Genomic DNA, 22462 nt, shown 5'->3' on the forward strand with positions numbered 1-22462 from the left:
GTTACCTGCTGCCAGGAATGACGGCGCAGACTTTTCGAAAAACAGGAGTGTCTCGTATGAAGAAGTTCGCTATTGCTGCCGCTACTGCTACCGCGCTGACCCTGACCATGGCTAACGCTGCTTTCGCTGCTCAACAAGCGTCCCACGCGCCGATGATGCTGGCTGCTGGCGAGGTGACGGAAGCCAAGCAAGGTGTATCCGATACCTGGATCACCACCAAGGTCAAGGCTGACCTGGTGACCGAGAAAGGCATTCCGGGTACCGATATCACAGTCGAAACCAATCAGGGTGTTGTGTCCCTGTCGTCGACTGTCGCTGTGAGCGACTCGCAGAAAGATGTGGCTGTGGCCATTGCCAAGAAGATCAAAGGCGTGAAATCCGTATCGGCTGACGGCCTGAAAACCAACTGATCAGTACGATTGCTTCGCTCGCTGACCCTGACGGTTCATGCGAAAGGCCACACGGATGTGGTCACCCAAAGCCCCGGCGCAGTGTGCCGGGGCTTTTCTTTGGACGCTTTATTCGGCGTCCAGGTGCAACGGTGAAATCACGCGGCCATCGGCCTCGGCCTGGCCGAGTGCCGCATCGACGAAGTACACCCGGTCATCTTCCAACTGGCCCTTGTCGACCAGGTAGTCCTTGATGCTGCTGGCGCGCGCCTGGCCCAGTTGACGCAACAGCACCGCGCTCTCCGCCCATGACTTGATCACCGCTTCCTGCAACTTGCCCGTGCGCCCGGTACGGTCCAGTTGCTCCCACTGCGCTGGCGGCTGTTGCTTGAGACGGGTACGGTAGATGCCCTCGAGCATGGCTGGCTTGTCGCCCTCCGGCACCTGCAGGTCAGCGGCTTGTGCAGGTACCTTGTCGCCACGACGCTGCAGGATCTTGTAGTAGGTACTCTGGTACTCGCGCTCCAGGCGCTGCGCTGCAATCAGCGGACCATCGCTGCTCTGGGCGCTGGTGCCTTCGATTTCCAGGCGCAGGGCAGGGCGTTCCTTCAGCGCTGCCGCCAGCTTGTCCAGGGAGCCTTGGGCATCACTGCTCAAGTCGCTGGAGCCGGCTGCGAACGACACTGTGCCGAGGTCTTCAGCACTGCCGCCGGTGACCAGCCCGCCGATGAACTTGAACGGTGCCTGGGCTGCGCGCAGTACCAGGTTGCGCAAGGTCTGCCAGACAATCGGCATGACGCTGAACTGCGGGTTGTTGAGGTCACCCGATACCGGCAGCTCGATGGAGATCTTGCCGTCGGTATCCTTGAGCAGCGCCACCGCCAGACGCAGCGGCAGGTCGACGGCATCGGGGCTGTCGACCTTCTCGCCCAACTGCAGTTGCTCGATCACCACCTTGTTCTCGGCCTTGAGCTGGCCTTTGGTGATCAGGTAGTGAAGGTCCAGGTTCAGGCGTCCCTTGCGGATCCTGAAGCCGGCGAACTTGCCCGAGTACGGGGTCAGCGTGGTCAGTTCGACGCGCTTGAAACTGGTGGCGATGTCCAGGCTGGCCATCGGGTCGAACGGGTTGAGCGCGCCCTTGATGGTGACGGGCGCATAGCGGTCCACCTTGCCCTTGATGTCCACCTTGGCCGGGTTGGGCTGGCGGTTGTCGATGGTGCCGATCTGGCCGTTGAGCTGCTGGATGGCGGTGGCGAAGTTGGGGGTGAGGCTGAAGTCGGCAAAGTTTGCCGAGCCATCGTTGATATCCACACCGCCAATACGGATACCCAGCGGCTTGTCGCTGCTGGCCGCCTTGGCCTGGGGCTTGCCGGCACTGCCGGCAGGCTGAGGAATCAGCAGGTCATCCACGCTGGTGGTACGGTCTTCGTTGATCATGAAGCGGGCGTAGGGCTGGCGCAGGCTGACCTTGCCGATGCTCAGCGCATCGCCATGGCGATACTCGAGGCCATCGAGGTTCAGTTGCTGCCATTTGACGAAGTCGCGGCCCTTGATGGTATCGAGGGTGTGCAACTGGTTGACCTGGGCCTTGCCATTGATGCTGAAGGCCAGTGGCGCGGTACTCTTGAGGTCCACATCCAGATCGCTGCCAAGCATGCCGCTGCGCAGCTCCAGGCGAATGAACGGCGTGATGTAGGCCTGGGCCACACGCAGGTCGATATCCTGGGTGCTGACCTTGAGCCTGGCCGTCACCGGCGCCAGGTTGACCTCGCCGGCCGCTTGCAGCTTGCCTTGGCGGCCAACACCGCTGTCGAGCCTGAGGGTGAAGGGTGAGCCGTTGAGGCTGTCGAAATTCTGCAGGTCGACGTTCAGTGGGCCCAGGTCCAGCGCAACCGGCTCCTTCTGCGAGCGGTCCGCCAGGTGCACCTGATAATTGCGCAACTGCACGTCGCGCAGCAGCACCTGCCAGGGTTTGCTCGGTGCGGCAGGTGTCGCTGCAGAGGTGGCCGGTTCTGCCGTCGCGGGCGCAGCTTTTTCCTTCGGGGTGGCCTTGGCCGGCTGGCTGGCGAACAGTTTCTGCCAATCCAGTTGGCCATCGGCCTCCAGTGCCGCCCAGGTTTCCAGTTTTTCGCTGCGGATCTTGCCTACGCTGACCCGCTGCTTGGCCAGATCGACCGATGTTTCGCTGACCTCCAGCCGCGCCAGGCGAGCCAGTGGGCGCCCGTCGGGTGCCTTGATCGCGAAGGGGGCGATGCTCAGCGAGGTATTGTCCAGCAGCAGCTCGGTCTGCTTGGACAGGTTCAGCTTGTAATGGGTGTTCAGGTTGAGCACGCCGTCTTCGAGTACCAGTGGTACCGCATCGCGCACGTAGGGCCACCACAGCTTCATCTTGCCGTCGGTGATCTTCAGGGTGCCCTCGGAGGCGATCGGCACCAGGCTGAAGCTGCCGGACCAGTCGATTCGCCCGCCTTCAGGGCCGGCAGCAACCAGGGTCATGTCGGTGTTGTCATCGGGCAGGGTGCTGAGGTTCTTCAGCTCCAGGTTCATCGAGTCGTAGAGGAACTCGATCGGCTCGCTCGGGCGCACGTCCTGAAAGTGCAGGTAACCTTCGTTCAGCTTGATGCTGGCGATGCGCAGCGGGAAGGGCTCGCTGACCGGTGTCTCGGGTTTGGGCTCGCTGGGCGGCAGCTTGAACAGCGCCGTCAGGTTGAGGCTGCCGTCCTTGGCGAACAGCACCTCGGTGCGCGGCTTGTCCAGTTCCAGACTGTCCAGGTGCAGCGCACCCGTCCACAGGCTGTCCAGCTGCAGGTTGGCGTACAGACGCTCGAAACCGACATGCTCCTTGCCCGGCTCGCCGATCTGCAGGCCCCACAGGGTCAGCTCGAGGCTGAACGGGTTGAGTTCGATGCGCTGGATCTGCGCGGGGACCGTCGCGTAGTTGGCCAGTTGCTGGTTGGCGATGCGCAAGGCAATGCCAGGCAGGATCAGGAAACCAAGGAGGCTGTAAAAGGCCAGGACGGCCAACAAGGCGCCGAGGGCGCGTTTCAATCCTTTGGGCATGTGTGGCGTCGTCTGTCTGGAACGGAGGTGCCTTGGAGTATGGCACGATAATTCGGTTCCGAAGGTAGTCCAAAATACCCGACCACCTGCGGATTTCTTCCTTTACAGCTGCAGTATCAAGCACTTCAGCGGAGGCTGGCCATCCTGCGACGGAAAATCGCCAGCCGGTGTGAGGACCTGCCATTCACGCACCGGTCGGCCGACTTTCTGCGCACAGCGCAGTACCTGCTCGCGCCAGTCGTCGAGGCTGACCTTGGCCAGATTGTTGCAGCAGATCAGCACGCCGCCCTCGGCGGTACTCAGCAGTGCGGGCTTGAGCAGGCTCTGGTAGTCGCGCAGCAGGTCGACGGTGCCGAAGGCGCTCTTGGCCCAGGCCGGCGGGTCGAGCAGCACCAGGTCGAACTCGCGTGGTTCCAGCCGCGGGTAGGGCGGCAGCTTGTGTCCGCGGCGCTGGCTGACGGGCAAGCCGGCCAGTTGGCGGATGGCCGGGAAATAGTCGGACTGGATGAACGCCATCGGCGTCAGTTGCGGGTTGAGCGCGCCGTTTTCGCGGCCCACCGCCAGGTTGCCTTCGGCAAAGTCCAGGTTGCACACCGCGCTGGCACCACCGGCGGCAGCACTCAGGCCAACCCCGCAGGTGTAGGCGAACAGGTTGAGCACGCGTTTGCCGGCGCTGTGCTGCTTGACCCAGCCACGCGCGTTGCGCAGGTCCAGGAACAGCAGGGGGTCCTGGCCGGCATGGCGCCCGCGTACCCGGTAGTTCAGGCCCCATTCGTGGGCCACCAGGTCGGCCAGTGCCGCCTCGCTGGCCTGATACACCGGGTCGCGTCGGTCGATGCGGCTGTTGCCCTGGGAGCGGTCGTTGTACACCAGCAGCAGCGGCACGCCCAGCGCCTGCTCGACCGTGGCATGCAGGTCGAGCAGCGTGTCGCGTTCGAGCACCTGGTGAAAGCTCTGCACCAGCAGCTGCGGGCCATACCGGTCGATGGTCAGCCCACCTGCGCCTTCCTGGCTACCATGGAACAGGCGGTAACAATCGGTGCCCTGGGCGTGCAACTCGCTGATGAGTGGCTGGCGGGCGTCGAGGGCGGCGCGCAGCGCCTGATTCAAGGAGGACATGCACGTAGCCTTGGTTTGCGGGCGTGCAGTTTACCGCAGGTGGGCGCCTGGCGCCCGGTTCAGGCGATGCCCACACGCCGCCTGGCGCGGTGCAGCGAGCTGTCGCGCATGGCCCAGCGCAGTACCGGTGCGGTGCTGTCGATACCCAGGCCGACCAGCCTGGCCTTGAGCGGACGCTGGGTCAGTGCCAGCAACTCGCTTGCCCAGTGCGGCAGCAAGCCGATGCCGGCGTGCATCATCAGGCCGGCCACCGGTTTGGCCAGGCGGCTGGGGGCGGGGGCGGCGAGCAGTACCCGCACCACTTCATGGCTGCGCGCGTCGCACACCAGTTGCGGGCGCATCGCCTGCAGATAGTCTGCTACCGCCTGGCGCGTACGCGGCACATGGCGTGCGCCCAGACGCTCGGCCACCAGGGCGATTTCAGCGTAGTAGGCATCCTGATCGGCCGACGACAACTGCGGGTTGCGGTAGCGCAGGTGCGCGGCCATGAAGCTGCTGACTTCCGCCACATGCACCCAGGTCAGCAGGTCCGGGTCGCTGGCAGCGTAAGGGCGCCCGTCGGCAGCGGTGCCGGTCACCTGCAAATGGATGGTGCGCACTTTCTCGATCAACCAGTCGGCGTCGCGGGTCGAGCCGAAGGTGGTGCCGGAGATGAACTGGCTGGTGCGGCGCAGGCGGCCGATGATGTCCTGGCGAAACGTGGAGTGGTCCCACACCCCGGCCAGCGCCAGCGGGTGCAGCACTTGCAGCAGCAATGCGCTGATGCCGCCGATGAGCATGCTGGGAAAATCCCCATGCACCTGCCAGCTGATGCTGCGTGGGCCGAACAGCCCGGGGTCACCCTTGGGCTGTTCAAGGTCCAGTTGGCCCAGGGCCAGGCCGGTGAGGCTCAACAGCTGTGTTTCGATGCGGCGGCGTAGCGCTTCCATGGGTACCTTTTCAGGCACCGTCGCTGCGGTGCCGCTTATTGATTCAGGCGTGTGTCGATCAGACCTTGCACCACGCTCGGGTCTGCCAGTGTCGAGGTGTCCCCCAGGTTGTCCAGCTCGTTGCAGGCGATCTTGCGCAGGATGCGTCGCATGATCTTGCCTGAACGGGTCTTGGGCAGGGCCGGGGCCCACTGGATCAGTTCGGGTTTGGCAAAGCTGCCGATTTCCTTGCTGACCAGTGCCAGCAGCTCCTGCTTGAGGCTGTCGCTCGGGGTCACCTCGTTCATGGGCGTGACAAAGGCGTAGATGCCCTGGCCCTTGAGGTCGTGAGGGTACCCGACCACGGCGGCTTCGGCGATGCTGTCGTGCAGCACCAGCGCACTTTCCACCTCGGCGGTACCGATGCGGTGCCCGGACACGTTGATCACATCGTCGATGCGGCCGGTTATCCACAGGTCGCCGTCGGCATCGCGGCGTGCGCCGTCGCCGGTGAAATAGTAGCCCGGCAGCGGTTTGAAGTAGGTGTCGATCATGCGCTGGTGGTCGCCGTACACGCTGCGGATCTGCCCGGGCCAGCTGGCCTTGATCGCCAGCAGGCCGCTGCCTGCGCCTTCGATCAGCCTGCCCTTGTCGTCCAGCAGCACCGGCTGCACACCGAACAGCGGCTGGGTGGCGCAGCCGGGCTTGATGCGGCGGGTACTGACCAGCGGGCTGAGCATGATGGCCCCCGTCTCGGTCTGCCACCAGGTGTCGACAATCGGGCAGCGCTTCTGGCCGACGGCCTCGAAGTACCACTCCCAGGCTTCCGGGTTGATCGGTTCGCCGACACTGCCGAGCAGGCGCAGGCTTTTGCGCGAGGTCGACTGGAGCGGGCGCGGGCCTTCGCGCATCAGTGCGCGCAGGGCGGTGGGGGCGGTGTAGAAGATATTGACCTGATGTTTGTCCACCACCTGCCAGAAGCGCGAGGCGTCGGGGTAGTTGGGCACGCCCTCGAACATCAGCGTGGTGGCGCCATTGGCCAGCGGGCCGTAGACGATGTAGCTGTGGCCGGTCACCCAGCCGACGTCGGCGGTGCACCAGAATACTTCGCCGTCGCGGTAGTCGAATACCACCTTGAACGTCAGTGCCGCCTGCAGCAGGTAACCGGCGGTGGTGTGCAGCACGCCCTTGGGTTTGCCGGTGCTGCCGGAGGTGTACAGGATGAACAGCGGGGCTTCGGCGTCCATCGGTTCGGGTGGGCAATCGTCGCCCACCTGCTCGATCGCCTCGTGGTACCAGAGGTCGCGCCCATCGGTCCAGGCGACCTGCCCACCGGTGCGGCGTATCACCACCACGCTGCTGACGCCGGGGCAGCTTTGCAGGGCCTTGTCGACGTTGTTCTTGAGGCCGATGCTCCTGGCGCCGCGCACCCCTTCGTCGGCGGTGATCACGGCGCGGCAGTCGGCGTCGAGAATGCGGTCGCGCAGGGCGTCCGGAGAAAAGCCGCCAAACACCACTGAGTGGACCGCACCGATGCGCGTGCAGGCCAGCATGGCGAAGGCGGCTTCGGGAATCATCGGCATGTAGATGCACACCCGGTCGCCCTTTTTCACCCCGCGCTGCTTGAGCACGTTGGCCAGTCGGCACACCTGCTGGTGGACCTGGCGGTAGGTGAGGGTGGTGGACTGCTGCGGGTCGTCGCCTTCCCAGATGATTGCCGGCTGATCGGCGCGGGTGGCCAGGTGACGGTCAAGGCAGTTGTAGCTGACGTTGAGCTGGGCGTCCTTGAACCAGCTGGCCTGGCCAGTACGCAGGTCGCTCTGCTGCACCTGCGACCAGGGTTTTATCCAGTCCAGGCGCTTGGCCTGTTCGGCCCAGAACGTGTCGGGGGATTCGATGGATTGTTGGTACAGGCGCTGATAGTCGGCCTGGGAGAGTTGTGCCGCCTTGCTGACGGCATCGGCTTCGGGGTAGTCGCTGATATCGAACATTGGGGGGGCCTTTGCTGTTGGGGATGGGTGTCGTTCCTTTCGCTGGCAAGCCAGCTCCCACAGGTATCCACTGTTCTCAAGACCAGTGCTGTACCTGTGTGGGCTGGCTTGCCAGCGAACGGTTCAACCACATCCCGACAGTGTAGCCCCTAGCCCCGGTGACGCCCGCGGAAGTAGTTGATCAGGCCCTGGGTCGAGGCGTCCTCGGCCGGCTCCTCGATGCCGCCGGTCAGGCGCTGATACACGCCCTTGCCCAGTTCCTTGCCCAGCTCCACACCCCATTGGTCGAAGGCGTTGATGCCCCATACCACGCTCTGCACGAACACCTTGTGTTCATACATTGCCACCAGCGCACCCAGGCGCCGCGGGCTGATGCGCTCGACCACCAGGGTGTTGCTCGGACGGTTGCCCGGGATCACCTTGTGCGGCGCCAGGCGCTGCACTTCGGCCTCGGCCATGCCCTTGTCGCGCAGTTCGGTTTCGGCCTCGGCGCGGGTCTTGCCGAGCATCAGCGCCTGGCTTTGCGACAGGCAGTTGGCGTACAGCCACTGGTGATGGTCGGCCACTGGGTTGAAGCTCACCACCGGCACGATGAAGTCGGCCGGAATCAATTGGGTGCCCTGGTGCAGCAACTGGTGGTAGGCGTGCTGGCCATTGCAACCCACGCCGCCCCAGATCACAGGCCCCGTGTCATGGTTGACCGGCGTGCCGTCCTGGCGAACGCTCTTGCCGTTGGATTCCATGTCCAGCTGTTGCAGGTGCTTGGTGATGTTGCGCAGGTAGTGGTCGTACGGCAGGATCGCGTGCGCCTGTGCCCCCCAGAAGTTGCCATACCACACGCCGAGCAAGGCCAGCAGGACCGGCATGTTCTGCTCGAACGGCGCGTTCTGGAAGTGCTGGTCCATGGTGTGGGCACCCGACAGCAGTTCCTTGAAGTTGGCGGTGCCGATGGCCAGTGCAATCGGCAGGCCGATCGCCGACCACAGCGAATAACGCCCACCGACCCAGTCCCACATCGGGAAGATGTTCTCTTCACGGATACCGAAGGCCACCGCGGCGGCCTTGTTGCTGGAGACTGCGATGAAGTGCTTGTACAGCTCGGCTTCCGAGCCACCCTGGGCCAGGTACCAGGCACGCGCAGCCTGGGCATTCTTCAGGGTTTCGAGGGTGTTGAACGACTTGGACGAGACGATGAACAGCGTGGTCTCGGCGCGTAGCTTGGCCGACAGCTCATGGAACTCGCTGCCATCGATATTGGCCAGGTAGTGGCAGCGCACGCCGCGCTGGGCATACGGCAGCAAGGCTTCGGAGACCAGCTCCGGGCCCAGGAACGAGCCGCCGATGCCGATGTTGACCACGTCGGTGATCGGCTTCTCGCTGTAGCCGCGCCACAGGCCGTCGTGGATGCGCCCGACCAGCTCGGTGACCTGGTTCAGCACCTTGTGCACGTCGGGCATGATATTCACGCCATTCACGCTCAGCTTGTCGCCCACCGGGCGACGCAGGGCCGTGTGCAGCGCCGGGCGGCCTTCGGAGGCGTTGAGGATCTCGCCGGCGAACAGCGACTTGATCGCCTCCTGCAGGCCGACTTCATTGGCCAGGCCCACCAGCAGGTCGCGGGTCTGGTGGTCGATGAGGTTCTTGGAATAGTCCAGGAACAACCCGCAACTGCTCAGGGAAAATTGCTCGAAGCGCTGCGGGTTGGCGCTGAACGCGTCGCGCATGCTGAAGTCCTGCATGGCATCGCGGTGCTGCTCAAGCGCATGCCAGGCGGGCAGCGTGGTCACATCATGGGGGGTGCGGTAGTACGCCATCGCTGCAGGTTTCCTTATTGCGTGAACTGCCTTGGACACTGGAAAAGCGAGCCCGTTTCCAGTTTGGCAGGTTTATTGCCCGGCGGGCCGGCCGGGTGCTTGTTACTGTTGGTCGAGGTTCAGGTGCAGGTTGTCGATCAGGCGCGTGGCGCCCAGCACCGCCGCGACCAGGATCACCAGGTCACGGTCATCGGCGCCTGCCGGGCGCAGGTTCAGCGCCTGGCGAATCTCCAGGTAGTCCGGCTTGAAGCCGGCATCGCTGATTCGTTGCTGGCTTTCGGCAAGCAGCGCCGGGTAGTCGCGTCGGCCCTGGCGAATCGCGTCGGCCATCTCGCTCAGGGTACGGTATAGCGCAGGTGCGGTGGCACGCTGCTGTTCGCTCAGGTAACCGTTGCGCGATGACAGCGCCAGGCCATCGGCGGCGCGTACGGTCGGCTCGCCGATGATCTGGATCGGCATGTTGAGGTCACGTACCAGTGCGCGAATCACCGCCAACTGCTGGAAGTCCTTCTGGCCGAACACCGCCAGGTCAGGCTGAACCATGTTGAACAGCTTGCTGACTACGGTGGCCACGCCTTCGAAATGCCCGGGGCGGCTGGCGCCACACAGGCCCTCGGACAGCTGCGGCACGCTGACCAGGGTTTGCGCGTTCATGCCGTCGGGGTACATCTCTTCGACAGTGGGGGCAAACAGCAGGTGGCAGCCGGCCTGCAACAGGGTTTCCTGATCGGCGGCGAGGGTGCGCGGGTACTTGTCGAGGTCTTCGCCGGGGCCGAACTGCAGCGGGTTGACGAAAATGCTCGCGACCACGAAGTCGGCCCGTTGCGCCGCCCTGGTCACCAGCGCGCCATGCCCGCTGTGCAGGTTGCCCATGGTCGGCACGAAGCCGATGCGTTTGCCTTCACTGCGTGCTCGGGCCACGGCGGCGCGCAGTTCACGCACGGTCTTGACGGTATTCATGCGCTGAACCCATGTTCGCTGGCAGGGAAGGTGATCTGCTTGACTGCTTGCACGTAGGCGCTGAAGGCGCCGGCGATGTCCGCCTGGCCGAGCATGAAGTTCTTCACGAACTTGGGCACGCGGCCGCTGAGCGAGAGACCCAGCATGTCATGCATCACCAGCACCTGGCCGTCGGTGGCACTGCCGGCACCGATGCCGATCACCGGTATGCTCACCGCCTGGGTGATTTCGGCCGCCAGCTCGCTGGGTACGCACTCGAGCAGCAGCATGGCGGCGCCGGCCTGTTCCAGGGCGATGGCGTCGGCACGCATCTGGCGCGCCTGGTTTTCCTGGCGACCCTGTACCTTGTAGCCACCCAGGATGTTGACGGTCTGCGGGGTCAGACCCATGTGCGCGCACACCGGTACGCCACGTTCGGCCAGCAGTCGGATCGTCTCGGCCAGCCAGGCGGCGCCCTCGACCTTGACCATGTGCGCGCCGGCCTGCATCAAGGCGCCGCAGTTGGCGAAGGCTTGCTCGGTGGTGGCACAGGCCATGAACGGCAGGTCGGCCAGGATCAACGCACCGTCATTGCCGCGTTTGACGCAGGCGGTGTGGTACGCCATCTCGGCGGTGGTCACCGGCAAGGTGCTGTCATGGCCCTGAAGGACCATGCCCAGGGAGTCACCCACCAGCAGTATTTCCACACCGGCCTGGCTGGCGACCTTGGCAAAGGTCGCGTCGTAGCAGGTCAGCATGGTTATTTTCTCACCCTTGGCCTTGAGGCTCTGCAGGGTGGTCAGGGTTACTTCTGGCATGAAAGGAATCCTCGTTCAGGCGCTGTGAAAAACGACTGCGTACAACGCGTGTATTCATCTTCTGGAACAGCACATCATCGACTGTGGTGTTTGGAATACGCTCTGTTCCAGGCCTATATACGCCTTTTTGCGGCGCTTGGGCGCCACGGGACGCCTATAGTCGTGAGCGGCAGGAGCGAAGTCAATTACCCTGTTACCGCATTGTTACGAAGGCTCTGTTACGGACGTTACCGCGTGGGGGACAGCCCGGTTACAGGCGTTCCAGGCCGACGAACGGGCATTCTGCCAGCAGCTGTGAGAGCGGGCGCTGGTCGGGCAGGCAGAAGTCGGTGGGCACCAGCTCCGCCAGGGGATAGAGCACGAACGGGCGCGCGTGCATATGGTAGTGGGGGACGGTGAGGCGCGGCTCGTCGAACACCTGGTTGCCGTACAGCAGGATGTCCAGGTCCAGCGTGCGCGGGCCCCAGCGTTCCTTGCGCTCACGGCCCTGCTCGGCTTCGATGGCCTGCAGTGCATCGAGCAGCGCCAGCGCCGGCAAGCTGCTGTCGAGGGCGGCGACCGCGTTGGTGTAACGCGGCTGGCCAGGCGACAGCGAGTCGCTGGCATAGAACGCCGAGACGCCGGCCAGTTGCGAGCCAGGCAAGCGGCCCAGCGCCTCGAGGGCGCTGCGCAATTGCTGCTGCGGGTCGGCCAGGTTGCTGCCCAGGCCGATGTAGGCGCGCACCATGCTGTGTTACTCGCCTGCGGCGCTGTCGGCGCGCTTGCGTTTGCTCGGGCTGCGCTTGCGTTTGCGCGGGCCGGCACCGGCACCGTCGTCGCGGCTGCCCAGGTCGCGAATCATGTCGCGGCGCTCGCTGTCGTTACAGTCCTGGTAGTCGGTCCACCATTGGCCCAGGCCGTCGGTTTCTTCGCCTGCGCTTTCGCGCAGCAGCAGGAAGTCATAGCCGGCACGGAAGCGCGGGTTGTCCAGCAACAGGTCGGCGCGTTTGCCGCTGCGCCGTGGCAGGCGCTCCTGCATGTCCCAGATCTCGCGGATCGGCAAGGTGAAGCGCTTGGGGATGGCAATGCGTTGGCACTGCTCGGCGATCAGCTCGTGCGCGGCTTCCTGCAGCGCCGGGATCGGCGGCATGCCGCGGCTCTGCAGGCGCAGGGCACGGCCTGGCAGGGCAGGCCAGAGCATGGCGGCAAACAGGAACGCGGGGGTGACCGGCTTGCCTTGCTTGATGCGCAGGTCGGTGTTGATCAGCGCCTGGCTGATCAGCGTGTGGGTGTAGGTCGGCTGCTCTTCCAGGGCCTCGGCGCTGGCCGGGAACAATGGGTCGAACAGCTGCAGGTCGACCAGCATCTCGAAGGTGCTGGCGGCATGGCCGGACAGGAACAGCTTGAGCGTCTCTTCGAACAGGCGCGCTGCCGGGATCTCGCGCAGCATCGGGGCCAGCTCGCGGATCGGCTGCACGGTGTGCTTCTCGATGCCGAAGTTCAGCTTGGCGGCAAAGCGCACCGCGCGCAGCATGCGCACCGGGTCTTCCTGGTAACGCTGTACCGGGTCGCCGATCAGGCGGATCAGGCGGTTGCGAATGTCGTGTACGCCGTTGGCGTAGTCGAGGATGCGCTCGCTGACCGGATCGTAGTACAGGGCATTGATGGTGAAGTCGCGGCGTTGCGCGTCTTCTTCCAGGGTGCCATAGACGTTGTCGCGCAGGATGCGCCCGCTCTCGTTGCGCGAAGACGTGTGGCTGTTCTCTTCCTCGACTTCGGGATGGTTGGCGCGGAAGGTGGCAACCTCGATGATTTCGCGACCGAAATGGATATGCACCAGCTTGAATCGCCGGCCGATGATCCGTGCGTTGCGAAACTCGCCGCGCACTTGTTCGGGGGTGGCGCTGGTGGCCACGTCGAAATCCTTGGGGGTGATGCCCAGCAGTTGATCGCGTACGCAACCACCCACCAGGTAGGCCTGGTAGCCGGCGTTCTGCAGGCGCTCGACGATGTTCACCGCGTGACGGCTGAACTGGCCGCGCTGCAGCGAATGTTGACCACTATTGATCACTTCGGGCGTGGTGCGAATAGGGTGCTGGCCACGCACGGTAGGACGGAATGACTGGAACAGCTTCTTCAGCATGGGATGCACTGTTTGAAGGAATGTTCGGCCAAAAACGAAGAATGGCCGCATGATGGGCGGGGATTCTAGCATTTACTCGAAGGATGGTGTAGGCGGGAGCATCGGGCGGGCTGAAAGGCAGAAACTACAAGGGGAGCCGAAGCTCCCCAAGAAGTAGTTGCATGCTCTTATTGTTTTTTTGCCGGGCTTCTTGTTTTTGTTGAGTGCCCTACCCACAAAACCCTGAGGCTTGTGGACGGTCTCCCTAACCGGGAGTCAAGAGCAAACGGATTGCTTTGGTCGCTGAGGTTGCAGTGATCATGCGATCCAACCAGTTCAGGCCCTGCTTGAGTGCAGTTTTTGTTGTTCTCTGCCTGGTTGTGGGGCAAGCCCCAAATACAACTCCTCTCCAAAAGAATCAGTTAGCTGCGCCTCCGCCGTCTTGTTCTTATTGTGCGTGAGCCGATTCGTCTTATTTTTATTGTCTTTTGCAGTGCTTGTTATTGTTCTTGTACCGAACATATAGCAGGTGCCGTGCCAACTTTTGCAAACCCCAGTAAAACAAGGGGTTAGGGGCTGAGAGGGGCGTTTTCAGGGCAAAAAAAAGCCGGGGTTTCGTTACCGTATGCCCCGGCTTCTGTTACGTGTTCAGTGTGAGGTAACATTTTTTTCACACGCTATGGTGTTACCCGCAGGTAACACCCCACACCGCTGAAAGGGATCAGCTCTCGTTGGTGGCCCCGCTTTTGCGCCGCGGGATACCCAGGCGCTGGCGGCGTTCCCACAGGCACTTGCGGCTTACGCCCAGCTTGCGTGCCAGCTCGGTCTCGGTCATGTGGTCCTGATGCTCGAGCACGAAGTGCTGGAAGTAGTCCTCCAGGGACAGGTCCTCGGTGGGTTCGTGGCTGGTGTTGCTACCGGCCCCATTGCTGGAGGGCAGGCCGGCGAACACGTCGTCGTCTTCCAGGTCGGCCAGCTCGATGTCGATGCCCAGCAGGTCGGCGGAGATTTCCGGGCTCTCGCACAGGATCACCGCACGCTCCACCGCGTTCTCCAGCTCGCGCACGTTGCCTGGCCAGGCGTAATGCCGGATGGCCTGTTCGGCGTCGTGGGCGAACTTCAGGTCGTTGCGGCCGATGCGCGCGCTCTGGCGGGCCAGGAACGCTGTGGCGATCTCGTTGACGTCGGCGCCACGTTCGCGCAAGGCCGGCAGTTTCAGTGCGATCACGTGCAGGCGGTAATACAGGTCTTCACGAAACTGGCCAACCTTGGCCAGGTTCTTCAGGTCACGGTGGGTGGCGGCAATCAGGCGCACATCGACCTTTTGCGACTGCACCGAGCCAACGCGGCGAATCTCGCCTTCCTGCAGTACACGCAGCAGGCGGGCCTGGGCTTCGAGCGGCAGTTCACCGATTTCGTCGAGGAACAGCGTGCCACCGTCGGCGGCTTCGACCAGCCCTGCACGCCCGGCGCTGGCGCCGGTGAATGCGCCTTTCTCGTGGCCGAACAGTTCGGACTCGATCAGGCTCTCCGGGATCGCGGCGCAGTTGACCGAAATCATCGGTGCCTTGGCCCGCCGCGACAGGTTGTGCAGGGCGCGGGCCACCAGTTCTTTGCCGGTGCCCGACTCACCCTGGATCAGCACATTGGAGTCGGTGGGCGCGACCTTGCGGATCTTGCTGTACAGGTCCTGCATCGGTGGGCACGAGCCAATGATGCCGATCTCGCCGTTGGCATTGCTGGCGCCTGGCTTGTCGGCCGGGGCGCTGGGCTTGCCGTTGCTGCGTTCGACCGGCGCGGCAGGGGCGTTCTGGCGATCGCGCAGGATGCGCGCGACGGCCTGCAGCATTTCGTCGTGGTCGAAGGGTTTGGCGATGTAGTCCACCGCGCCCATCTTCATCGAGTCGACGGCCGAGCGCAGGCTGGCGTAGCTGGTCATGATCAGTACGGGCGTGCCCTGGCCCAACTTGATCAGTTCGGTACCCGGTGCGCCGGGCAGGCGCAGGTCGCTGACAATCAGGTCGAAGGTCGCAATGCTGAAACGCTCCTGGGCTTCCTGTACCGAGCCGGCCTCGCTGACCTGGTACTGGTTGCGTTCCAGCAATCGGCGCAACGCCGAGCGGATGATGGTTTCGTCTTCGACGATCAGAATATGCGGCATTGATTCAATTCTCTCGACGGTCTCAGTTCACAGCGGACGTCGCTACGACATGACGCGGCAGGGTCACTCGGATCCGGGTGCCACGCTGGCTTTGGGTATCGGCCGGGCTGTCGATGGTGATCTGTCCATAATGCTCTTCCACGATGGAATAGACCAGAGCGAGCCCCAGCCCGGTGCCTTCGCCCGGATCCTTGGTGGTGAAGAACGGTTCGAACAGGCGGTCCATGATGTTCTTCGGGATGCCGCTGCCTTCGTCTTCGACGATCAGGTCGACGGTATGTTCGCTGGCTTCGCTCTTGACCCGCACCGCACTGCCGGCCGGGGACGCATCGCGGGCGTTGGACAGCAGGTTGATCAGCACCTGCGCCAGGCGTTGCGGGTCACCCTCGACCCAGTGGTCCGGGTCGCACAGGTTGAAGAACTGTACTTCGAAATTGCGCCGGTTCAAGGCCAGCAGACCGATGGCATCCTGCGCCACCTCGGCCAGGCACACCGGCTCGTCGCTGTGCTGATGGCTGCCGGCGTGGGCGAAGCTCATCAGCGACTGCACGATGCGTGAAATGCGTTTGGTCTGTTCGAGGATCTGGCTGCTCAGCTCGGTGATTTCGCCATCGTCCTCGCGCTCTTCGCGCAGGTTCTGCGCCAGGCAGGCGATGCCGGTGACCGGGTTGCCGATCTCGTGAGCCACCCCGGCGGCCAGCCGGCCAATGCTGGCCAGGCGCTCGGAATGCACCAGCTTGTCTTCGAGCATCTGGGTCTCGGTGAGGTCCTCGACCAGTAGCACCAGGCCGCTGTTGCCCGGTGCCAGCGGCTCGTCGATGGCGGCCTTGTGCAGGTTGAGCCAGCGCGTCTGGCCATCGAGCCCCAGGCGCTGCTTGTGCAGGTGTTCGTCGGGCACATGGATGAAGCCCAGCAACAGGCCGCGCCACGGTTCGCCGATGGTGGTCAGGCGCGAGCCCACCACGCGCTTGGCGGGGATGCCGGTGAGTTCTTCCATGGCCTTGTTCCACATCAGGATCTCCTGATCCTTGGCCAGCGAGCAGACGCCCATGGGCAGCTCCTGCAGGGTCTGGCGGTGGTAGCGGCGCAGGGCGTCGAGCTCGGCGGCAAGGCCGGTGAGGCGTGAGTGGTAGTCTTCCAGGCGGCTTTCGATGAAGTGGATGTCTTCGGTGACATAGTTTTCGCTGCCGGACTTGTAGGGCAGGAAGGTCTCGACCATGTCTTGCGCAACGCTTGGGCCCATCAGGCCGGAAAGGTTGGCCTCGATCCTGTCACGCAGGCGTCGCAGCGCATAAGGGCGGCGCTCGTCGAAGGGCAGGTAGAGGTCACGCAGGGCCTGCTCCACTTCTTTTTGCGCGGCCTTGGCCCCCAGCGGCTTGGCCAGCTGGGTGGCGAACTCCTGCGGCGAGGCGGCATGCAGTTCACGCCGTTGCGGGCGGCGTACGTTATCCACCGCGCAGGCTTCGGCGGCGGCGACTTCTTCGGCGCTGGCATTGCTGAACAGCGAGATCAGCGTGAACAGCAACACGTTGGCCGCCAGCGAGGCGATCGCCGCCATGTGCCAGCTGGTGTCGTCGAGCACATAGATCATGTTCAGCAGCGGAATGTAGAAGCCCTGCAGGTTGCCCACCAGCGGCAACAGCATGGTCACCATCCACACGAAGATCCCCGCCAGCAGCCCGGCGATGAAACCGCGCCGGTTGGCGGTCGGCCAGTACAGTACCGACAGTACCCCGGGCAGGAACTGCAAGGTAGCAACGAAGGCGACGATGCCCAGGTTGGCCAGGTCCTGCTGGGCGCCCAGCAGCAGATAGAAGCCGAAGCCGGCGGCAATGATCGCCACGATCAGCGCGCGGCGGGTCCATTTCAGCCAGCGGTAAATGTTGCCTTCGGCCGGAGGCTGGTACAGCGGCAGCACCAGGTGGTTGAGGGCCATGCCCGACAGCGCCAGGGTGGTGACGATGATCAGGCCGCTGGAGGCCGACAGCCCGCCCACGTACGCCAGCAGCGCCAATGACTTGTTGTTGGCGGCAATGCCCAGGCCCAGGGTGAAGAACTCGGGGCTGGTGCTGGCGCCCAGCTTGAGCCCGGCCCACAGGATCAGCGGCACCGCCAGGCTCATCAGCAGCAGGAACAGCGGCAGGCCCCAGCTGGCGCTGACCAGCGAGCGCGGGTTGAGGTTCTCGGTGAAGGCCATGTGGTACATGTGCGGCATCACGATCGCCGAGGCGAAGAACACCAGCAGCAGGGTGCGCCAGGGGCCTTCCTGCAGCGGCGTGTGCAGCGCGGCGAGGGCGGTCTGGTTCTGCAGCAGCCAGACTTCCAGCTCGTGCGGCCCGCCGAACACGCCGTACAGCGCGTACAGCCCGATACCGCCCAGCGCCAGCAGCTTGACCACCGACTCGAAGGCAATCGCGAACACCAGGCCTTCGTGTTTTTCACGGGTGGCGATATGGCGCGAGCCGAAGAAGATGGTGAACAGCGTGATCATCGCGCAGAACGCCAGGGCCACGCGGCTTTTCACCGGCTCGCCGGTGAGGATGCTGATCGAGTCGGCCACGGCCTGGATCTGCAGCGCCAGCAGCGGCAGCACCCCGATCAGCATGAAGATGGTGGTCAGGGCGCCGGCCCAGGTGCTGCGAAAGCGGAATGCGATCAGGTCGGCCAGCGACGAGAGCTGGTAGGTGCGGGTGATCTTGAGGATCGGGTAGAGCAGCACCGGCGCCAGCAGGAACGCCCCTGACACCCCCAGGTAACAGGCCAGGAAGCCATAGCCGTACTGGTAGGCCAGGCCCACCGTGCCATAGAAGGCCCATGCGCTGGCGTACACGCCCAGCGACAAGGTGTAGGTCAGGGGGTGGCGGATGATCGCGCGCGGGATCATGCCGCGCTCGCTGATCCAGGCCACGCCGAACAGCACCAGCAGGTAGGCGGCGCTGATCAGGATCATCTGGGTCAGGCTAAAGCTCATCGGCATCACGTTGGCTCTGCAGGATAAAGGTCACGACGATCAGGATCAGCCACAGCAGGTAGGGGCGGTACCAGGCACCGGTCGGTTCGATCCACCAGTCCATGATGGCCGGGGAGAACAGGTAGATCCCCACTACCAGAAGCAGGACCAGACGATAGATGTACATGCGGACCTCGTTGGATGTCGCAGCGGCGTGCCTGGGCTTATTATTGGCGCACTTTGGCGTCGATGGTAACGGAAGGGCCGGTGCCTGCAAACGACCTTCGTGAGATTGCCCAAGGATTTGAATTCATTGGGCTTTGTGCTGCCTGTGGAGGCGGCTGCTACAGGTCGGCTTCGGGAATGCTCAGGCGTCGCGGCAAGGCGTCGGGGTTCCAGTGCCGGGCGGCATGCGCCAGCACTTCGCCCGGTGTGCCCAGCGCCATGGCCGCCTCGACCGGTTGGCCCAGCGCACGCAGCGCGCGCAGCAGCAACGGCGTGGCCTGCTCCGGCGGCAGTGGCGCCGAGCGGTACGACTTGCCCAGCTTGTGCCCGTCGGGCTGGGTAATCAGCGGCACGTGCAGGTAGCGCGGCTGTGACAGGCCCAGCAACTCCTGCAGGTACAGCTGGCGCGGGGTATTGTCGAGCAGGTCGGCGCCGCGCACGATATCGGTCACACCCTGCCAGGCATCGTCCAGCACCACCGCCAACTGATAGGCAAACAGCCCGTCGCGGCGTTGAATCACGACGTCGCCCACCTCGCGGCCCAGATGCTGCTCGAAGCGGCCCTGCAGGCGGTCGACAAAGTGGTAGCTCACCTCCGGCACGCGCACGCGAATGGCGGCGTCTTTCTGAGCGTGGCCCAGGTTGCGGCACAGCCCCGGATAAATGCCGTGATACCCCTCGAGCTGTTTGCGCGAGCAGCTGCAGGCGTAGGCCAGCCCCTGCTGGAACAGGCGCTGCACCACGGCGGCGTAGGCCTCGTGACGTTGGCTCTGGTACACCACTGCGCCGTCCCACTGCAGGCCGTAGCTTTCCAGGGTGTGCAGGATGGCGGCCTGGGCGCCGGGGGCTTCGCGCGGCGGGTCGATGTCTTCCATGCGCAGCAGCCATTGCCCGCCCACGGCGCGCGCGTCCAGCCACGAGGCGAGGGCGGCGACCAGCGAGCCGAAATGCAGGAAACCACTGGGGGTAGGGGCGAAGCGCCCGATGTAGCGAGGCGTATTCATCACAGGCAGGAAGGTCCGGCAGCCATAAATGAAACGGGGCGCCTTGAGCGCCCCGTTCTGTTCAGGTCAGGCCTTGCCGACCTGTTTTTCCTTGATTTCCGCAAGGGTCTTGCAGTCTGTACACATGTCGGCAGTCGGGCGTGCCTCAAGGCGTTTCACGCCGATCTCCACACCGCAGCTCTCGCACCACCCGTACTCTTCGTCCTGAATCAGTTGCAGGGTCTTGTCGATCTTCTTGATCAGCTTGCGTTCGCGGTCACGTGCCCGCAGTTCCAGCGCAAACTCTTCTTCCTGGCTGGCACGGTCGGCGGGGTCGGCAAAGTTGGCCGCTTCTTCCTTCATGTGCCCTACCGTGCGATCCACCTCTTGCATCAGGTCCTGTTTCCACTTGTTCAGGATGGAGACAAAGTGGGCCCGCATGTTGTCGCTCATGTACTCCTCACCCTTGGCTTGCGCGTAGGGGGTGAAGTCGCTCACGGCTTGAGCGTTTTTTTGCTTTTCTTGGGTGGACATGAATAGACCGCCTCTCACTTTTCTAATCCATTGCGCAGGCTTCTCCATCTCCGGCGCCCGCCGGCCCTGCGACTGCGAGCCGCCGAACTTACCAGATCGAATCGGGGCGCGCTACTCCCGGTTGTCTTCCCGGTTGACCACGGCTTTACCCACACGTTCGTTCCTCTGCATGGGTAGAATCATCATTCTAGACCCATTTGAGAGAAGGCCATGGCCCAGCCCTACAGTGCGCGCAGTCGCGCCATCGAACCTTTCCATGTCATGGCGCTGCTGGCACGGGCCAACGAACTGCAGGCAGCCGGGCATGACGTGATCCATCTGGAAATCGGCGAGCCGGACTTCACCACCGCCGCGCCGATTGTCGAGGCGGGCCAGGCTGCGCTGGCCGCCGGACACACCCGCTACACCGCCGCGCGCGGCCTGCCGGCGCTGCGCGAAGCGATTGCGCAGTTCTATGCGCAGCGCTATGGGGTGAGTATCGACCCGCATCGCATCCTGATCACCCCGGGGGGCTCCGGCGCGCTGCTGCTGGCGGCCAGCCTGCTGGTGGACCCCGGCAAGCACTGGCTGCTGGCCGATCCCGGCTACCCGTGCAACCGGCACTTCCTGCGCCTGGTCGAAGGCGGTGCACAACTGGTCCCTGTAGGGCCTGAGGCCAACTACCAGCTCAATGCCGACCTGGTCGAACGCTACTGGGACAGCCAGACGGTGGGTGCCCTGGTGGCATCGCCTGCCAACCCCACCGGCACGGTGCTGGACCGCGCGCAACTGGCCAGCCTGTCGGCCGCCACCCGTGCCCACAACGGCCACCTAGTGCTGGACGAGATCTACCACGGCCTGACCTACGGCATGGACGCCCCCAGCGTGCTGGAAGTCGATGACGAGGCATTCGTCCTTAATAGTTTCTCAAAATATTTCGGCATGACCGGTTGGCGTCTGGGCTGGCTGGTTGCGCCCCCTGCGGCAGTCGCTGACCTGGAGAAGTTGGCGCAGAACCTCTACATCAGCGCGCCGAGCATGGCCCAGTACGCGGCACTGGCGTGTTTCGAGCCGCGTACGCTGGCGATCTTCGAAGAGCGTCGTGCCGAATTCGCCCGTCGTCGCGACTTTCTGTTGCCGGCGCTGCGCGAGCTGGGTTTCGGGATTGCGGTGCAGCCTCAGGGGGCCTTTTACCTGTATGCCGATATCAGTGCGTTCGGCGGTGATGCCTTCGGTTTCTGCCAGCACTTTCTCGAAACAGAGCATGTGGCGTTTACCCCGGGCCTGGATTTCGGTCGTCACCAGGCCGGTCACCATGTGCGTTTCGCCTACACCCAGAGCCTGCCGCGCCTGGAACAGGCGGTCGAGCGGATTGCCCGTGGCCTGCGGAGCTGGCAAGGCTGATGCGTTTTTCTCCCGAACTTGAAGAAGGGCGTCTGCTGCGACGCTACAAGCGCTTCCTGGCGGACATCGAACTGCCGACGGGCGAGCAGATGACCATTCATTGCCCCAACACCGGCTCGATGCTCAACTGCATGCTTGAAGGCGGCAAGGTCTGGTTCAGCCGTTCCAACGACCCCAGGCGCAAGCTGCCCGGCACCTGGGAGATCGCCGAAACGCCGCAGGGCCGGCTGGCGTGTGTGAACACCGGGCGCGCCAACGCGATCGTCGAGCAGGCCCTGCGTGCCGGGCACATCACCGAATTGGCTGGTTTCACGGCGCTCAAGCGTGAGGTGGCCTACGGCGAGGAGCGCAGCCGCATCGATTTTCGCCTGGAGTTTCCGGCGGGGCCCGCCTACGTCGAGGTCAAGAGCGTGACCCTGGGCTTTGACGGGACGCGTGTAGCGGCGTTTCCCGATGCGGTGACCCAGCGCGGCGCCAAGCACTTGCGCGAGTTGTCTGCATTGGTGCGCCAGGGGGTGCGAGCGGTACAGCTGTACTGCGTGAACCTGAGCGGTATCGACGCCGTACGCCCGGCCGAGGAAATCGACAGCGCGTATGCCGCCGCACTGCGGGCGGCGGCGGCCGAAGGCGTGGAGGTGCTGGCCTATGGTGTGCAACTGGACGCCGAGCAGATCTTCATCGACCGCGCCCTGCCCGTGCTGCTCACGCCGTGAGCCAGATGCCCCGGCTGTCTTCCAGGCAGCCGAGGGCCTGCAGGGCGTCTCCCTCGCACGGCCCGGTGATGCACTCGCCGGACTCCGGCACGAACAGCGCGCCGTGGTGCACGCAGGCGATCAGGTGGGCGCTGGGATCGAGAAAGGCATCGGGCTGCCAGTTCAGCGTGATGCCGCGATGCGGGCAGCGGTTGCGGTAAAGGTAGACGCGGCCTTGGCGGCGTACACCGAACAGTTCCAGGCCCGGTGCACTGAAGCCACGGCTCTGGCCTTCAGCCAGCTCAGCCGACAAGCAAAGAAAATGCATGATTAAGATCACTTCAGGAAACGAGAGTCGGCTTGACGCTTAAATGCAAATAATTATCAAATTGGCT

General features: G+C 64.1%; 17 protein-coding genes and 1 pseudogene. 3 read left to right on the top strand and 15 right to left on the bottom strand.

Translation table 11 applies throughout. From position 1 onward, the window contains the following. Window positions 1-56 precede the first annotated feature (56 nt). Window positions 57-410: a BON domain-containing protein gene (locus KUO17_RS16990; protein ID WP_217976691.1), complete on the top strand. Its 354-nt coding sequence runs from the start codon at window positions 57-59 to the stop codon at window positions 408-410. A 108-nt stretch (window positions 411-518) separates the two neighbouring features. Here the strand turns inward: KUO17_RS16990 and KUO17_RS16995 are convergent. The 14 genes and pseudogenes from KUO17_RS16995 to dksA form a co-directional block, all read right to left on the bottom strand. After that, a pseudogene (locus tag KUO17_RS16995) lies at window positions 519-3455 on the bottom strand (DUF748 domain-containing protein); the annotation flags it as partial. Window positions 3456-3551: 96 nt separating this feature from the next. After that, window positions 3552-4568 carry a class I SAM-dependent rRNA methyltransferase gene (locus KUO17_RS17000; protein ID WP_217976693.1) on the bottom strand — a complete coding sequence of 339 codons (1017 nt, stop codon included), beginning with the start codon at window positions 4566-4568 and terminating at the stop codon, window positions 3552-3554. A gap of 59 nt (window positions 4569-4627) precedes the next feature. Further along, complete coding sequence (locus KUO17_RS17005; RefSeq protein ID WP_217976694.1) at window positions 4628-5497, bottom strand: oxygenase MpaB family protein; 870 nt, start codon at window positions 5495-5497, stop codon at window positions 4628-4630. 35 nt (window positions 5498-5532) lie between these two features. Next, on the bottom strand, window positions 5533-7467 hold the full coding sequence (acs, locus tag KUO17_RS17010) for an acetate--CoA ligase (RefSeq protein WP_217976695.1): 1935 nt from the start codon (window positions 7465-7467) through the stop codon (window positions 5533-5535). 149 nt (window positions 7468-7616) lie between these two features. Next, window positions 7617-9281, bottom strand: a complete 1665-nt coding sequence (gene pgi / locus KUO17_RS17015) for a glucose-6-phosphate isomerase (RefSeq protein WP_217976696.1) — start codon at window positions 9279-9281, stop codon at window positions 7617-7619. A gap of 102 nt (window positions 9282-9383) precedes the next feature. Next, entirely contained in the window at window positions 9384-10241 is an 858-nt protein-coding gene (gene panC / locus KUO17_RS17020) for a pantoate--beta-alanine ligase (RefSeq protein WP_217976697.1), read from the bottom strand. Next, on the bottom strand, window positions 10238-11038 hold the full coding sequence (panB, locus tag KUO17_RS17025) for a 3-methyl-2-oxobutanoate hydroxymethyltransferase (protein WP_217976698.1): 801 nt from the start codon (window positions 11036-11038) through the stop codon (window positions 10238-10240). Before panB ends, panC begins: the two co-directional genes overlap by 4 nt. A gap of 250 nt (window positions 11039-11288) precedes the next feature. Then, window positions 11289-11765, bottom strand: coding sequence for a 2-amino-4-hydroxy-6-hydroxymethyldihydropteridine diphosphokinase (folK, locus tag KUO17_RS17030; protein WP_217976699.1), 477 nt, complete (start codon window positions 11763-11765; stop codon window positions 11289-11291). 6 nt (window positions 11766-11771) lie between these two features. Further along, complete coding sequence (locus KUO17_RS17035) at window positions 11772-13160, bottom strand: polynucleotide adenylyltransferase PcnB (RefSeq protein WP_217976700.1); 1389 nt, start codon at window positions 13158-13160, stop codon at window positions 11772-11774. Between the two features lie 700 nt (window positions 13161-13860). Continuing rightward, window positions 13861-15300 carry a sigma-54-dependent transcriptional regulator gene (locus KUO17_RS17040; RefSeq protein WP_217976701.1) on the bottom strand — a complete coding sequence of 480 codons (1440 nt, stop codon included), beginning with the start codon at window positions 15298-15300 and terminating at the stop codon, window positions 13861-13863. 22 nt (window positions 15301-15322) lie between these two features. Continuing rightward, window positions 15323-18277: a sensor histidine kinase gene (locus KUO17_RS17045; protein WP_217976702.1), complete on the bottom strand. Its 2955-nt coding sequence runs from the start codon at window positions 18275-18277 to the stop codon at window positions 15323-15325. Further along, the gene (locus KUO17_RS17050; RefSeq protein WP_003250005.1) at window positions 18261-18437 is read right to left on the bottom strand and encodes a hypothetical protein; all 177 of its coding nucleotides are present in this window, start codon (window positions 18435-18437) and stop codon (window positions 18261-18263) included. Before KUO17_RS17050 ends, KUO17_RS17045 begins: the two co-directional genes overlap by 17 nt. A gap of 157 nt (window positions 18438-18594) precedes the next feature. Further along, entirely contained in the window at window positions 18595-19479 is an 885-nt protein-coding gene (gluQRS, locus tag KUO17_RS17055; RefSeq protein WP_217976703.1) for a tRNA glutamyl-Q(34) synthetase GluQRS, read from the bottom strand. A 66-nt stretch (window positions 19480-19545) separates the two neighbouring features. Continuing rightward, the gene (gene dksA / locus KUO17_RS17060; RefSeq protein WP_217976704.1) at window positions 19546-19992 is read right to left on the bottom strand and encodes an RNA polymerase-binding protein DksA; all 447 of its coding nucleotides are present in this window, start codon (window positions 19990-19992) and stop codon (window positions 19546-19548) included. A gap of 210 nt (window positions 19993-20202) precedes the next feature. Between dksA and KUO17_RS17065 the strand changes: the two genes are divergently transcribed. Beyond that, a complete protein-coding gene (locus KUO17_RS17065) occupies window positions 20203-21375 on the top strand; it encodes a pyridoxal phosphate-dependent aminotransferase (RefSeq protein ID WP_217976705.1) in 1173 nt (390 codons plus the stop codon). Beyond that, window positions 21375-22088, top strand: a complete 714-nt coding sequence (sfsA, locus tag KUO17_RS17070; protein WP_217976706.1) for a DNA/RNA nuclease SfsA — start codon at window positions 21375-21377, stop codon at window positions 22086-22088. The genes KUO17_RS17065 and sfsA overlap by 1 nt, the downstream gene beginning before the upstream one ends. On the opposite strand, the gene KUO17_RS17075 is transcribed toward sfsA, so the two are convergent. Further along, on the bottom strand, window positions 22078-22395 hold the full coding sequence (locus tag KUO17_RS17075; protein WP_217976707.1) for a Rieske (2Fe-2S) protein: 318 nt from the start codon (window positions 22393-22395) through the stop codon (window positions 22078-22080). The genes sfsA and KUO17_RS17075 overlap by 11 nt on opposite strands. Window positions 22396-22462: the final 67 nt, after the last annotated feature.

This window comes from Pseudomonas aegrilactucae (genome assembly GCF_019168305.1).
In the GTDB taxonomy this organism is placed as follows: domain Bacteria; phylum Pseudomonadota; class Gammaproteobacteria; order Pseudomonadales; family Pseudomonadaceae; genus Aquipseudomonas; species Aquipseudomonas aegrilactucae.

What these genes read in the sequence shown, in the direction of transcription:
- dksA (WP_217976704.1), bottom strand. Translation starts at nt 19,992, where the DNA reads ATGTCCACCCAAGAAAAGCAAAAAAACGCTCAAGCCGTGAGCGACTTC.
- KUO17_RS17000 (WP_217976693.1), bottom strand. Translation starts at nt 4,568, where the DNA reads ATGTCCTCCTTGAATCAGGCGCTGCGCGCCGCCCTCGACGCCCGCCAG.
- KUO17_RS17005 (WP_217976694.1), bottom strand. Translation starts at nt 5,497, where the DNA reads ATGGAAGCGCTACGCCGCCGCATCGAAACACAGCTGTTGAGCCTCACC.
- KUO17_RS16990 (WP_217976691.1), top strand. Translation starts at nt 57, where the DNA reads ATGAAGAAGTTCGCTATTGCTGCCGCTACTGCTACCGCGCTGACCCTG.
- KUO17_RS17040 (WP_217976701.1), bottom strand. Translation starts at nt 15,300, where the DNA reads ATGCCGCATATTCTGATCGTCGAAGACGAAACCATCATCCGCTCGGCG.
- KUO17_RS17035 (WP_217976700.1), bottom strand. Translation starts at nt 13,160, where the DNA reads ATGCTGAAGAAGCTGTTCCAGTCATTCCGTCCTACCGTGCGTGGCCAG.
- KUO17_RS17045 (WP_217976702.1), bottom strand. Translation starts at nt 18,277, where the DNA reads ATGCCGATGAGCTTTAGCCTGACCCAGATGATCCTGATCAGCGCCGCC.
- gluQRS (WP_217976703.1), bottom strand. Translation starts at nt 19,479, where the DNA reads ATGAATACGCCTCGCTACATCGGGCGCTTCGCCCCTACCCCCAGTGGT.
- acs (WP_217976695.1), bottom strand. Translation starts at nt 7,467, where the DNA reads ATGTTCGATATCAGCGACTACCCCGAAGCCGATGCCGTCAGCAAGGCG.
- panB (WP_217976698.1), bottom strand. Translation starts at nt 11,038, where the DNA reads ATGCCAGAAGTAACCCTGACCACCCTGCAGAGCCTCAAGGCCAAGGGT.
- KUO17_RS17050 (WP_003250005.1), bottom strand. Translation starts at nt 18,437, where the DNA reads ATGTACATCTATCGTCTGGTCCTGCTTCTGGTAGTGGGGATCTACCTG.
- folK (WP_217976699.1), bottom strand. Translation starts at nt 11,765, where the DNA reads ATGGTGCGCGCCTACATCGGCCTGGGCAGCAACCTGGCCGACCCGCAG.
- pgi (WP_217976696.1), bottom strand. Translation starts at nt 9,281, where the DNA reads ATGGCGTACTACCGCACCCCCCATGATGTGACCACGCTGCCCGCCTGG.
- KUO17_RS17075 (WP_217976707.1), bottom strand. Translation starts at nt 22,395, where the DNA reads ATGCATTTTCTTTGCTTGTCGGCTGAGCTGGCTGAAGGCCAGAGCCGT.
- panC (WP_217976697.1), bottom strand. Translation starts at nt 10,241, where the DNA reads ATGAATACCGTCAAGACCGTGCGTGAACTGCGCGCCGCCGTGGCCCGA.
- KUO17_RS17065 (WP_217976705.1), top strand. Translation starts at nt 20,203, where the DNA reads ATGGCCCAGCCCTACAGTGCGCGCAGTCGCGCCATCGAACCTTTCCAT.
- sfsA (WP_217976706.1), top strand. Translation starts at nt 21,375, where the DNA reads ATGCGTTTTTCTCCCGAACTTGAAGAAGGGCGTCTGCTGCGACGCTAC.